Annotated in this window: 10 protein-coding genes; 6 read left to right on the forward strand and 4 right to left on the reverse strand. The window is 63.5% G+C overall.

Features of this window, described 5'->3' with window-relative positions:
* The first annotated feature begins 317 nt into the window (after positions 1–317).
* Genes QMK28_RS20790 through QMK28_RS20805 form a run of 4 tightly spaced genes read left to right on the forward strand, consistent with a single transcriptional unit; the run spans position 318 to position 7,033 of the window.
* The gene (locus tag QMK28_RS20790; RefSeq protein WP_326440143.1) at positions 318–1,898 is read left to right on the forward strand and encodes a type I restriction-modification system subunit M; all 1,581 of its coding nucleotides are present in this window, start codon (positions 318–320) and stop codon (positions 1,896–1,898) included.
* A gap of 22 nt (positions 1,899–1,920) precedes the next feature.
* Entirely contained in the window at positions 1,921–2,694 is a 774-nt protein-coding gene (locus QMK28_RS20795; protein ID WP_326440145.1) for a hypothetical protein, read from the forward strand.
* Positions 2,691–3,926, forward strand: a complete 1,236-nt coding sequence (locus QMK28_RS20800) for a restriction endonuclease subunit S (protein ID WP_326440147.1) — start codon at positions 2,691–2,693, stop codon at positions 3,924–3,926. Before QMK28_RS20795 ends, QMK28_RS20800 begins: the two co-directional genes overlap by 4 nt.
* Positions 3,923–7,033, forward strand: coding sequence for a type I restriction endonuclease subunit R (locus tag QMK28_RS20805; protein ID WP_326440149.1), 3,111 nt, complete (start codon positions 3,923–3,925; stop codon positions 7,031–7,033). The genes QMK28_RS20800 and QMK28_RS20805 overlap by 4 nt, the downstream gene beginning before the upstream one ends.
* A 206-nt stretch (positions 7,034–7,239) precedes the next feature.
* On the opposite strand, the gene QMK28_RS20810 is transcribed toward QMK28_RS20805, so the two are convergent.
* From QMK28_RS20810 to QMK28_RS20825, 4 genes are all read right to left on the reverse strand, one after another.
* Positions 7,240–8,937, reverse strand: coding sequence for a relaxase/mobilization nuclease domain-containing protein (locus tag QMK28_RS20810; RefSeq protein ID WP_326440151.1), 1,698 nt, complete (start codon positions 8,935–8,937; stop codon positions 7,240–7,242).
* On the reverse strand, positions 8,927–9,499 hold the full coding sequence (locus QMK28_RS20815) for a hypothetical protein (RefSeq protein ID WP_326440210.1): 573 nt from the start codon (positions 9,497–9,499) through the stop codon (positions 8,927–8,929). Before QMK28_RS20815 ends, QMK28_RS20810 begins: the two co-directional genes overlap by 11 nt.
* Positions 9,500–9,813: 314 nt before the next feature.
* Complete coding sequence (locus QMK28_RS20820; protein ID WP_326440153.1) at positions 9,814–11,253, reverse strand: DUF3631 domain-containing protein; 1,440 nt, start codon at positions 11,251–11,253, stop codon at positions 9,814–9,816.
* 143 nt (positions 11,254–11,396) lie between these two features.
* Complete coding sequence (locus QMK28_RS20825; RefSeq protein WP_030628141.1) at positions 11,397–11,591, reverse strand: helix-turn-helix transcriptional regulator; 195 nt, start codon at positions 11,589–11,591, stop codon at positions 11,397–11,399.
* A gap of 120 nt (positions 11,592–11,711) precedes the next feature.
* Between QMK28_RS20825 and QMK28_RS20830 the strand changes: the two genes are divergently transcribed.
* Positions 11,712–12,212, forward strand: coding sequence for a helix-turn-helix transcriptional regulator (locus QMK28_RS20830; protein ID WP_100561490.1), 501 nt, complete (start codon positions 11,712–11,714; stop codon positions 12,210–12,212).
* A gap of 24 nt (positions 12,213–12,236) precedes the next feature.
* On the forward strand, positions 12,237–13,391 hold the full coding sequence (locus QMK28_RS20835) for a tyrosine-type recombinase/integrase (RefSeq protein ID WP_326440158.1): 1,155 nt from the start codon (positions 12,237–12,239) through the stop codon (positions 13,389–13,391).
* Positions 13,392–13,397 lie beyond the last annotated feature (6 nt).

Raw genomic sequence — 13,397 nt, forward strand, 5'->3', positions numbered from 1 at the left:
CAACTCGCCACCTGGGCCCGCCGCGGTCTGCTCGCCAAACCCGCACGCGGTCGCTATGCAGCCCCGAGCAACTGCCCCGCACCAAGCCCCTTGACCTGCGCCGATCCGCCTTAACTACGCGGCATTGGGTCTATACCTGGGCGATTCAGGCAAACGCTGAGCCCTGGACACCACCCCCTGCCACCAGCAAGGTCACCGACGCCAGGACGCGTCATGATCGGAACTACAGCAACCGTGGCTGTGCCGCCGCCGGTACCCTGGCTGCACACTTCGAAGCAACGTGATCGCGCCGTGGCGCGGAGGAGAACAGCTACAACATGGCACCGACCACCAAAGAAGGCCAGCGGACAGAGCTGCACAAGACGATCTGGCGTATCGCGAACGACCTGCGCGGCAGCGTCGACGGCTGGGACTTCAAGACCTACGTGCTGGGCATGCTCTTCTACCGCTTCATCTCCGAGAACCTAACGGCGTACATCAACCGCGGCGAACATGAAGCTGGAGATGAGTCGTTCGACTACAAGGTGCTTCCCGACGCGCAGGCCGAATTCGCTCGCGACGAGGTGGTGGCAGAGAAGGGCTTCTACATTCTGCCGTCGGAACTGTTCGCCAATGTCCGCGAGCGCGCCGCGCGGGACGAAAACCTCAACGAAACGCTCGCTCGGGTCTTCAAGAACATCGAGGGCTCGGCGCTGGGAACCGACAGCGAGGACGATCTGAAGGGGCTGTTTGACGATCTTGACGTCAACAGCAACAAGCTCGGAGGAACGGTCACCAAGCGCAACCAGAAGCTTGTGAAGTTGCTCAACGCCGTCGGCGATCTGCCGCTGGGGCGGTTTGAGGACAACTCGATCGACCTGTTCGGCGATGCCTACGAATACCTGATGCAGATGTACGCGGCCAACGCGGGCAAGTCCGGTGGCGAGTATTACACGCCGCAGGAGGTATCGGAACTGCTGGCGCGCATCACAGTCGTCGGCAAGAAGCAGGTTAACAAGGTCTATGACCCGGCGGTCGGGTCGGGCTCGCTGCTGTTGCAATTCGACAAGGTGCTCGGCAGGAACAATGTCCGCCGGGGTTTCTACGGTCAGGAGATCAACCTGACCACGTACAACCTTGCCCGGATTAATATGTTCCTACATGACGTGAACTACTCCGACTTCAATCTCGCGCACGGCGACACTCTCATCGACCCGGCGCACTGGGACGATGAACCGTTCGAGGCGATCGTCTCCAACCCGCCGTACTCGATCAGGTGGGAAGGTGACGCGAACCCGCTGCTGATCAACGATGAGAGGTTTGCGCCGGCGGGCGTGCTGGCGCCGAAGTCGAAGGCCGACCTGGCCTTCACGATGCACATGCTCAGCTGGCTCGCTGTCAACGGCACGGCCGCGATCGTCGAGTTCCCTGGGGTGCTATACCGCGGGGGTACGGAAAAGAAGATCCGTAAGTACCTGATCGACAACAACTACGTCGACACCGTCATCCAGTTGCCTGCCGACCTGTTCTTCGGAACCACGATCGCCACGTGCATCCTCGTGCTGAAGAAGTCGAAAAACTCGAGCGATGTGCTCTTTATCGATGCCTCAGCCGAGTACAAGCGTGTTGGCAACAAGAATAAGCTGCTCAAGGAGCATCAGGCGAGGATCCTCAATGCGTTCACCACGCGTGAGCCGGAAGATCACTTCACCACGCTCGTCAGCATCGAGGACATCGCGACGAACGACTACAACATCGCTGTGTCCTCTTATGTGGAGTCGGAGGACACGCGCACGGAGGTCGACATCGTCGAGTTGAACGCCGAGATCGCCCGCATCGTGGCGCGGCAGGCGGAGCTGCGCACGTCGATCGACGCGATCGTTTCCAAGCTGGAAGCGGGGGGAAATGCGCCTGTCTAAACTCCTCTCCGACGCTCCCGCTGTGGCAGCCATGCAAGTGGATGGTTTTCTCGATGGGCACGCATTGAAGTGGGGCAAGCACAAGAGGATCAAAGTAGGGAAGGTCCTCCGCAATTTTCATTGCCGCACCTGTGAAGCTCAGCGAACTTTCGTGTCTGGAGAGGAGCTGTCGTGTTTGGGTCTCGGTGAAAATCAAATCAGTATCGACGCCACACTACAATGCATCGAATGCCGGTCATCCGTGGAGATATGGTTCCTCATCGGCAGCAATGGTGACATTTCTGGTGCCGCACCAGAAGTGCGTATCGAGCGCTACACAGAGAACCTTCGCGACCGCGCTGACCGGGTTGACAGTCATCGCGGGCCGTTCTCGGATCTGGTCAAGCGAGCGCAGCTCGCGTATGAGAACCAACTTGGTGCCGGATCGATCGTCTACCTTCGCAAGATCTTCGAGCTCGTTACGTTTGAAGTGGCCGAGATTGCCGAGATCGAGACAAAGAAGAATAACGGGAAAAATTTCCCCTTTGCTTTGGTGCTAGAGAAAGTGAATGAAGTTCGCAATATCATTCCACGGCGCTTCTCGAGTGATGGATATCAGCTATTTCGTGAACTCAGCAATATTATCCATGGTGAGTCAAGCGAAGAGGAGGCGCTACAGAAATACAAGCCCTGCCTCCAGCTGGTCCTAGGTGTCGTTGACGAAGTAAGCCGCGACAACGAATACGCGCGAGCGATCGAAGAGTTGGGCTGGGATATCAAAAGCATTAGCGAGATCGCAGGAGGGAGCGTCGCGTGAGCAGTATCGATGAAATGCTTCATGAGCTATGCCCGGACGGGGTCAAGTTCAAGGAGCTTGGCACGATTGCAGAACTGGTTCGCGGTAACGGAATGCCGAAATCGGACTTCACGGATGAAGGGGTTGGCTGCATTCACTATGGTCAGATCTATACACATTACGGCACCTGGGCCACTGAAGTAATTTCGCACGTACACGAGGAGAAGGCTGCAAGACTGGCGAAGGTGAATCCTGGTGATCTCATCATCACTAACACTAGCGAGAATCTCGATGACGTGGGTAAAGCTGTTGCGTGGCTCGGTAGCGAGGTCATTGTAACGGGGGGGCATGCAACTGTCATTAAGCCGTCTATCGACTCCAAGTATCTTGCCTACTGGTTTCAATCCCCGGCATTCCATTATGAGAAAAAGCGTCGCGCTACCGGCACCAAGGTTATCGACGTTTCCGCAAATAAGCTCGCAACGGTGAAAATTCCGGTCCCACCTCTTGAGGTGCAGCGGGAGATCGTGAAGGTGTTGGACCAGTTCGCGGAGCTGGAGGCGGAGCTAAAGGCGGAGCTAAAGTCGGAGCTGGAGGCACGCCATCGCCAGTATGTTTTCTACCGAGACAAGCTGGTGAGCGAGGCTGTCGGGGCAGAGCATCTTCGTCTAGGTGACGTTGGTGATTTTGTGCGTGGACGTCGTTTTACCAAGAACGACGTGGTCGACTCTGGAATTCCGAGTATCCACTATGGTGAAATTTACACCGAATACGGTACCTCCGCTGACGAGGCCGTTAGGCACGTTCGCGTTGAGCTTCACGATCAACTCCGATATGCGCAACCCGGGAGCGTAGTATTCGCCGGCGTTGGTGAGACGGTTGAAGACGTAGGTAAAGCTGTCGCGTGGCTCGGAAACGAACCAGTGGCGACGCACGACGATACATTTGTGTTTACCTCCCCACTGAACCCTAAGTATGTCGCTTATGCGGTGCAGACAAAAGAGTTTCATCGCCAGAAGGAACGCCATGTGTCGCGGGCCAAGGTGAAGAGGCTCTCAGCGGCTGGGCTCGCCGATATCAAGATCCCAGTCCCGAATCTCACTGTTCAGGAGAGGATCGTCGAGACGCTCGACAATTTTGATGCTCTCGTCGGCGACATCATTTTCGGGCTACCTGCTGAGATCTCGTTTCGCCGCAAGCAGTATGAGCACTACCGCGATCGGCTCTTGACGTTCAAGGAGGCTGCGGCATGAGGGAAGCGCAGGCGCGCAAGTACGACCCGATCGCCGTCTCGGCTGAAAGTACCGTCGTTGCTGAGTACGTCCCCGATGCCTCTGGAGCCGCGACATACCAATCGGAGGCGGCGCTTGAGCGGGAGATGATCCGCCTGCTGGAGGCGCAGGCGTATGAGTACCTCCCGATCACATCGGAGGCGCAGCTGGTCGCGAACCTGCGGATCCAGCTTGAGACACTGAACCACGTGTCGTTCTCGGACTCTGAGTGGGAGTCGTTCTTCTCCACCAAGATCGCCGGACAGAACGAGGGCATCGTGGAGAAGACACTGCGGGTCCAGGATGACCACGTTCAGCTTCTGAAGCGTGACGATGGTTCGACGAAGAACATCACTCTCATCGACAAGAAGAACGTCCACAACAATCGTCTGCAGGTCATCAACCAGTACGAGGTAGACCGGGGCGAGGGCGGTGCGAGCTTCGCGAACCGGTACGACGTGACGGTGCTAGTCAACGGTCTGCCGATGGTGCATATCGAGCTCAAGCGCCGTGGGGTGGACGTCCGTGAGGCGTTCAACCAGATCAGCCGGTACCAGCGCGATAGCTTCTGGGCCGGCTCTGGGTTGTTCGAGTATGTGCAGTTGTTCGTGATCAGCAACGGCACGTTGACGAAGTACTACTCCAACAGCACCCGCTCGAAGCACTTGAAGGACAACCAGAAAACTGTCGGCGCGGGCAAGGGCAAGAAGTCGAGCAACTCGTTCGAGTTCACGTCGTGGTGGGCGGACGCGCAGAACAAGCCGATCGCGGAGCTGACCGCGTTCGTCAAGACGTTCTTCGCCAAGCACTCGCTGTTGAACGTGCTGACGAAGTACTGCGTGCTGACAGCCGACCATGACCTGCTAGTGATGCGGCCGTACCAGATCGTGGCGACGGAACGGATCTTGCGGAAGATCGAGTGCTCGACGAACCGCAAGATGCTTGGCACCATCGAGGCGGGTGGGTACGTCTGGCACACGACCGGGTCAGGCAAGACGCTGACGTCGTTCAAGGCTGCGCAGCTGGCATCGAAACTACCCGATGTCGCGAAAGTGTTGTTCGTCGTCGACCGCAAGGACCTCGACTACCAGACGATGCGCGAGTATGACCGCTTCGAGAAGGGTGCCGCCAACTCGAACGCGTCCACGGCGATCTTGAAGAAGCAACTGGAGGATCCGAACGCAAGCATCATCATCACGACGATCCAGAAGCTGTCGACGTTCATCAAGGCGAACCGGGGACACGAGGTGTTTTCGGGCCACTCCGTGATCATCTTTGACGAGTGTCACCGGTCGCAGTTCGGCGACATGCACACTGACATCACGCGAGCCTTCAAGCGGTACAACCTGTTCGGCTTCACCGGTACCCCGATCTTCCCGCCCAACTCCTCGAGCGGCGGGAACCCGTTGCTGAAGACCACTGAGCAGGCCTTCGGCGACAAGTTGCACACGTACACGATCATAGACGCGATTACGGACAGGAATGTCCTGCCGTTCCGTATCGACTACATCAATACGATCAAGGTCGGCAACCCAGACGATAAGCAGGTCTCGGCGATCGATCGGGAGCGTGCTCTGTTGGATGCGCGCCGACTCCGCGAGATCACAAAGTACATCCTGGAGCACTTCGACCAGAAGACGAAGCGGCAGACGAGCTATGAGCACGCGGTTGTCGCCAATGTTGTGGAATCGACCCGGACGAGGCGTCAGGTAGAGGCACTTCGTGAGAAGAAGCGAGTCCGCGGCTTCAACGCCTTGCTCGCCACCGCCTCAATTGAGGCAGCGCAGCGCTATTACTTGCAGTTCAAGCACCAGCAGGAGGCGCTCACCCCGGATCAGCGGCTGAAGGTGGGCATCATCTTCTCGTACGGTGCGAACGAGGCCACCGATGACGGGATCCTTGACGACGAGGCGTTTGACACCGACGCACTAAGCGGAGACGCGCGCACGTTCCTGGAAGATGCGATCCGGGACTACAACGCGATGTTCGGCACCAGCTACGACACCAGTGCCGACAAGTTCCAGAACTACTACAAGGACCTGTCGCAGCGAATGAAGAACCGCGAGATCGACTTGGTCATCGTGGTGAACATGTTCCTCACCGGCTTCGACGCGACCACGCTAAACACGCTGTTCGTCGACAAGAACCTGAAGATGCATGGTTTGATCCAGGCATACTCGCGCACCAATCGGATCCTCAACTCCGTCAAGCGCCACGGGAATATCGTCGTCTTCCGTGACCTTGAAGAGGAGACGAACGCGGCGCTCGAGCTGTTCGGGAACAAGGACGCCAAGGGCATCGTCATCGTGCCGTCCTACAGCGAGTACTACAGCGAGTACGCCGAGAAAGTCACCGAGCTGCTACACGCCTTCCCGCTTGGCACTCCTATCATCGGGGAGCAGGCCCAGAAGGACTTCATCAACCTTTTTGGTGCCGTACTGCGGCTGCACAATATCCTGACCGAGTTCGACGGCTTCGCTGGCCAGGACCTGTTGACAGAGCGCCAGCACCAGGACTACCGCAGTGTCTACCTCGACTTGTACGCCGAGTTCCGTGCGGAGACCGCCGCGGAGAAGGAACGCATCAACGAGGATATCGTCTTCGAGATCGAGCTGGTCAAGCAGGTCGAGATCGGCGTCGACTACATTTTGCTGCTCGTTGAGAAGATGCGGGCCGAGCGTGGGGACGGCGAGGACAAGGAGATTCGTGCCCAGATCTCGCGTGCGGTCGACGCTAGCCCGAGCCTGCGGAGCAAGCGCGACCTTGTTGAAGATTTCGTGAACTCGCTGTCTGTGCGCGGCGCTGTTGATGAACAGTGGCAGGCGTACGTGGAGGCGAAGCGAGATACTGAACTCGCGCGGATCATCGAGGAGGAAAAACTCCAGCCAGAGCAGACCCGGGCGTTCATCAAGTCCGCGTTCCGTGACGGGCAGATCCGTACGACTGGTACGGAGATTACGAAGATCCTTCCCCCCGTCTCTCGTTTCAGTCGCGATGGCGGCCACAGCGACAAGAAGAAGCGTGTGATCGAAACATTGACACAGTTCTTCGAGCGGTTCTTTGGGCTGGGCGCTGGAGGAAACGACTAACCGATGCGACGGGTCCCTTGATGGCTGGCCATTTGAAAGAACGCCGGTACGCCATCCGGAACTGAACGGAAAGCGCCGTCTCCCCAGGGTTGGGCGTTCCCAAGGGAACACTGGAAGTGTTCCCTTGGGAACGTGTCGCACCAGGGTCTGTGCCAGCCTTCGCCGGCCGCACCCTTCGTCGGGAATCTGGCTGGGCGAATCCGGGGTCAGCGGTGCCGACTGCGCTCCTCGAGCCTCGTGGCCACTGGCGTAGCCGGATGGCGTGGCGTGGCGGGCATGGCCGGTGTCCCGCTGGTGGTGCTTCGGCTGCGAGCCGCTTGCGTCCGCCGGTTCGGCTGAGCGGTTATGCGCCAGTTCAGGACCTCGGCGGGGTGCTCGGCACTGTCGAGTTCCCCCTGGGTGCCCACTTCGGCTAAGAGGCGTCGAGGGTTGTGGCCGGCGGTCTCGGCGTGGGCGAGGGTTGTGGTCAGGGCGGTCCAAGTGGGATCGGCGAGGATCCGGTCGGCGTGGTCGGGAAGGGCCGCGCGGAGGTCTTGCTCGAAGCGGCGGGCGGTATCCGCTCGTGGGGCGCGGCGCGTCAGGTCCGCTAGGACGGGTGCGGCGGCCTGCTCGTAGCCCGCCTGGAGGTGGTGGAAGGCTTCGTCGGCGGCTGCGGCCTGCTGTTCGTGGCCTCGCTGCTCGTGCCATTTGGCGGCGGCGCGGGCCAGGTGCACGGCGGCGAAGAGTAGGGCGATGGCGAGTCCTCCGGGCTCGTTGGAGGCGTAAGCGAGCTCCTTGGCGGCTTGGCGCAGGGCGGTGGCCGCGTCGTGGTCGGCGCGAGTGGCGGAGCGGCGGGCGCGGTTGAACGCCGAGGCGGCTGCGCGTAGCTCTGTGCGGTGTGGGCCGGGTGTGGCGCTGGCGATGTTGTAGAGGGCGTCGCCGAAGGCGGCGAGGTGGGCTTGGGCGGTGGCATCGTCGTCGGAGTCGAGGGTGGTGTGTGCCGTCTGCATCGCAGTGATGGTGTGGTCCCACGGCTCGGCGGGGTCTGCCGTGAACCGGGGGCGGCCGGCTGTCTCCTGGTCGGGCAGGCGTTCGCGTAGGCGGTTGATGGAGAGGTCGGGGGCGAGCTTCGAGCCGCCGTACCAGACAGGTTCGCCCGCCGCGTTGGTGTCGCCAGGTGCGGCGAGGCTGTAGCCGATCACGTCGCCAGTCTCGGGGCCGAGGCGCGTCTTGACCTTGATGCCCAGGGACTGCAGCACGGTGAAGTAGTCGGCCTCGGTGTGTACAGCGGCGGCGACCGCGTAGGCCCGCTCGCGCAGCCACTGCCGTGCCGTCACGGTCTGGCCCTGGCGCTCGGCCTTGGCGCGTTCGGCGCCGGTGGGGGTTCGGGGGGCCGTGAGGTCACCGGACTTCAGACGGCGCAGGCCGTACTCGGCTTCGATCCTGCGGCACTCGACTTGGGCCCTCCGGCCGTCCTGGTGGGTGCGCGGGCGGCGTCCGTCGGCGCGGACGGTGGTGGCCATGATGTGGATGTGGTCGTCAGCGTGGCGGACCGCGATCCATCGGCATGCCTTCTCGTCGCCGTCGGGGGCGATGCCCGTGGCGTGCAGGACGCGGCGGGCGACTTCGGCCCACTCGGTGTCGGTGAGGTAGCGGTCGCCGGGGGCGGTGCGGACCGGGCAGTGCCAGACGTGCTGTGGTGGCTTCTTGCCGCCCAGTTCGCGGGTGCGGAGGTCGACGTGGTGGTCGAGTCGTTTGGCGAGCTGGGAGTAGGTGGCTGCCGGGTCGCGGCCGGGGTCTGGAGCGCCGTTCATGTCCCAGGCGGCGACGATGTGGGGGTTGGTGTGTTCGTCGCGGCGGCCGGGGCCGAAGAGGTAGGCGATCAGTCCGCGGCTGTCGGAGCCGGTGGAGACGTCAGGAACCATGAGCCGTACCTTCCGCCAAGAGCTGGTCGATGAGGTGGAAGCTGTTCTGCGCTGCTCGCTCGACGCGGTCCAGAACCGCCTCGGCGCGCTCGGGCACGGTTCCTCGGTTGATGGCTGCTGTGATCTGGTTGAGGTTGCCGCCGATGCGGTTCAGCGCGACGGTGTGCGCCTCGACGGTCTCGATCAGCGGGCGGAGAGGATCGTCCTCCGGACTGCCGACCATTCCCGCCTTGCCCTGCGCAACGGCCAGGGCCGCGTCTCCGACGAATCCGGCGAACCTCTGACCGCGCTGGTGAGCGGCGGCGCTGATCACCTGGACCGCGGTGCGCGTGAAGCGGATGGTCTTCTCCTGGTCGCGCTTCTCCACGGTGCGCTTGCGGTTCAACTGCGCGGGCAGGACTGGGGCGTCGAGATCCCGCCAGGACGGCCGCTCGACGAGCGATGGGACATCGGCCGGCGGATTGCGAGGAGCTACGGGGTCGGCTGCGGGCTGGCAAGAGTCCCCGGCCACTCCCTCCTCCGGCTCGGGCGCCCCCTGGCGCTCGGCCTTGTCCTCCGCCACCCCTGGGGCGGGGGCAAGCGCGGACGAAGCCTCGTTAGAGGCTCGTTCGCTCCAGCTTGCTGCTGGTCGTCGGGGGAGCCTGAACAGCTTCCTGTGGCGGTGGGAGATGGTGTCGTCGGCGTTCGATTCGGGCATGGTGGTGCTCCGTCAGTCGTATGGGCGGTGGCTCGTCGCGTCCGTCGCATCCGTCGCATGGCTGGTCAGCACAGGTACGGAGAGGGCCGCAGGTACGGAGTGATCCGTAACGGCGAGGAGATCCGTCCCCGCGCTCACCTGCGCGGGGACGGATGCGACGGATTGCTACGGACCTGGTGTCAGCGAGCGGGCCTGGGGCCTGCGGGCCCGATGGGCGGGCCTGTGGGAAGCGACCCGGACGGAGGGGCGGGCGGCCTGCCCTGGGTCGGACGTGCCGGGGCCCCGGCGGTGGGTACAGGTGGGGCGAAGTCAGGGCAGTAGCGGGCCCAGGCGTCCACGAACTGGTTACGGGCGTACGCCTTGGCCTGCCTGCCGTTCTCGAACCGGTAGTTGGCCGGACTGATACCGAAGTCACGCAGCAAATTCGCCAGGTGGTACGCGTTCAGCCCCTTCGTGCCGTACTCCGCCCACGGGGCCTCGGCGTCCTGAATGAGGACCGCGAGCAGGTCCTGGCTGCGCAGAGCCTCCTTGCCGGCCTCCTGGTCGAAGACGCGGCGGATGTCGCGCAGCAGCCGGGTCTTCAGCGTCGTCTGCTCGTCTTGGACCACCTCGTTGCGCGTCATCGCCAGACAGGCGGCACGTGCCAGCGCGGGCCAGTGCCCACCGGCAAGGTCGGCGACGATGACGAGCGGCTCCCATGTGTCGGCGGCGCGGTCCTCGACGGGCATCTTCGGCACCGCGCCCGCGACGGTGCCGCGCAGCGGGACCAGCCAGTCGGCCAGCCGGTCGCGAAGCGCGTGCAGTTCCGGCACGGAGTACCGCGAGCGGAACGGGGTGATCCGCTCTCCCGGCTTGCGCTTCTGCATGCGGATGACGATCGCCCTGTCCATGATCGTGTCCGGCAGGTCACCGATACCGGCCAGCGCCGCCATCGCGAAGGTGGGGAACGCGGTCGGCTTGTGCTCCGGCCCGGAGATCCGCCAGGCGGGCCGGTTGCGCTGGTGCCCGGCGTTCAGCAGGCCGCGCAGGTCCTCTTTGTCGCCCGCTTTGGGACCGAAGATGGTGTCGGCCTCGTCCACCAGCAGCGTCGGCGGGTTCTTGCCGATGACGCGGAAGACAACCGCCGGGGAGGTGTTCACCGTCATCATCGGCTGGTGGACGGTCTCGTAGAGAACGTCCAGGAGACGGGACTTGCCGCAACCCTTGGTCGGCCCGACCACCGCCAGCCGTGGCGCGTGCTGGAGGCCGGGCTGGATGTGGGAGGCCGCGACCCAGAGGGTGACGGCGGTCAGGGCTTCATCGCTCGGCAGCACCACGTACCGCCCGATCGCCGTGCGGAGGTCGTCCAGCAGCGCGCTGCCTTCACCTACCGGCCCGCTGCCGTCTTGGGCTTCTGGTCCGTCTGGAACAGGATCGCCTGCGCTGTCCGACGCGGTTGTCGGGGCACTGGCCTCGGCGGGTCGCGAATCGCGCGAGCTCCGGTGCGGAGCACCGGCGGTCGGGCCTCCGATGGCGGGGCGTGCTTGCCGGTCGCGAGGCAGACCCTGGCCCGGGACCGCGATCGGCGGCCAGGCAACACCGGATGCCTTCGAGGTAGCGGGGGACGTAGGGACCTTCATAGATGTTCCTCTCGGGTGGGGGCGAGACGGGCAAGGTCTCGCCCCCGACCAGTTCGTTCAGGGATGGGCGACGTGCAAGGGGATCTCCGGCCCTCGGCGTAGGCGCGCCGAGGGCCGTTCCCGTATCCGGGCGGGCCAGCGACTCATGAGGCCAGGCCCCACTCGTCTCCGCCGTCGATCAGCGCGCGCTCGTAGCGCAGCAGTTCGGCCTCGGGGTAGAGCACCCGCTTGCCGACCTTGATGCCGCGCGGCCCCTTCTTGAGCTGCCGCCAGTAGCGGACGGTGCTCTCGGCGGTGCGGTAGCGCTCGGCGACCTCGGCGGTGGTCAGGTATCGCATGCGTTCCCATTCGGCTAGGTAGTGATTCGATCTGCATAATCAGTACCTCATGATCGGCGGTTAGCCAAACCGGGAAGCTCATGTTTCAATTTGGATAGCGACGGTCGCGATGGAGGTTCGATGGCAAGCGAGAAGGCCGAGGGTGGCGAGGTGCCGCTGCTCTACAGCGAAGGCAACGTGGCGGGCCGCGTGGCCCTGGAGCGCGAGGTCAGAGGGTGGAGCACGACCGAGCTGGCCGAACGGGTGACCAGAGCCGGCGTGAAGATGAACCAGACGGCCGTCTGGCGCATCGAGAACGGCTCACCCCGTCGCCGGATCAACCTCGACGAGGCGCTCGCCTTCTCCCGCGTCTTCGAGCTCCCCCTCGAAGAGCTGATGTCGCCGCCCCTCGAAGGGCTCGACGTCGACAGCCGACGGCTCGTCCAGGAAGCCGTCGAAGCGTTCTACGAAACCCGTGACGCCCGCGACCGTCTGCACCGTGCCGTGGTCGCCGTCGCCGGCCACATCAAGGCCCACCCGGACAGCTCGCGGGCGATCCACGAGCAATGCCTCCGCCTCATGGGGGACGAGCGAGACGCCCGCGTCCTCAGCGGCGACATCGAGGACGGGGGCCACTACTGACAACCAGCACAGAGGAGAAGCCACTTGGCGAACGTACAGAAGCGCCCCAACGGCAAATGGCGCGCCCGCTACCGTGATCTCGACGGCAAGGAGCACGCTCGCCACTTCGACCGGAAGCTCGACGCCCAGCGCTGGCTCGACGAGGTCACAGCCAGCGTGGTCACTGGTCAGTACGTCGACCCGCGCGCCGGTCGCATCACCTTCGCGAAATACGCCGAGAGGTGGCAGGGCTCGCTCATCGCGAGCGAGGCGGGTGAGCGCATCACCGACAACGCGCTCCGGCTCCACCTCGTACCGGCGCTGGGTGCCCGCTCCCTGGCGGCGATACGCCGCAACGACATACAAGTGCTGTTCAAGCACCTGTCCGACCAGCTCGGCCCGGGCAGTGTCCGGAACGTCCACGACGTCCTCGTGCGCGTCATGACGGCGGCCGTGGACGACAAGGTCATCGCCTCCAGCCCGTGCCGCCGGATCACCCTTCCGGTCATTCCGGACGAGGAGGTCACCCCGCCCACCGTCGCCCAGGTCGAGGCCATGGCGCGCGTGATGCCGCCCTACATCCGCGCGGCCGTCGTCGTGCTCGCCGGGTCAGGCTTGCGCATAGGTGAGTTGCTGGGCCTGAAGGTGTCGGACATCGACTTCAAGGCCGGCAGCATTCGCGTGGAGCGGCAGCGGCTCCAGTCGGGGAAGGTCGGCCCGCCGAAGACCGCGAAGTCCCGGCGGACGGTTCCGGTCGGGGAGGTAGTCACCGACGCGCTCCTCGGGCACCTCGCCGCGCGCCCCTCCACGGAGTGGCTGTTCACGATGGAGGAGGGGGAGCCGCTCAACTACCGCCGTTGGAAAACCGAGTGGAATGGGGCCCGCAAAGCGCTCCAGGCGGCGGAGAACGAGGCGGCCGGGCGTGAGGGCCGCAAGCCCGTCGAGCTGCCGCACATGGTGACCCACGACCTACGGCATTTCTACGCCTCCGCGCTCATCGCCGGCGGGGCGAGCGTCAAGCAGGTCCAGCTGGTCCTCGGCCATGCGTCCGCAGTCATCACCCTGCGGATCTACGCGCACCTGTGGCCGGGCGAAGAAGACCGCACCCGGTCCGTCATGGACGCCGTTCTCGGCGGCCTGCGGACCGGGTGCGGACCGGTAGGCGATATGACCAACGAAACCGCAGGTCAGACGGCCTAGCCGTAA

The organism is Streptomyces sp. H27-D2, assembly GCF_035828615.1.
Taxonomy (GTDB): domain Bacteria; phylum Actinomycetota; class Actinomycetes; order Streptomycetales; family Streptomycetaceae; genus Streptomyces.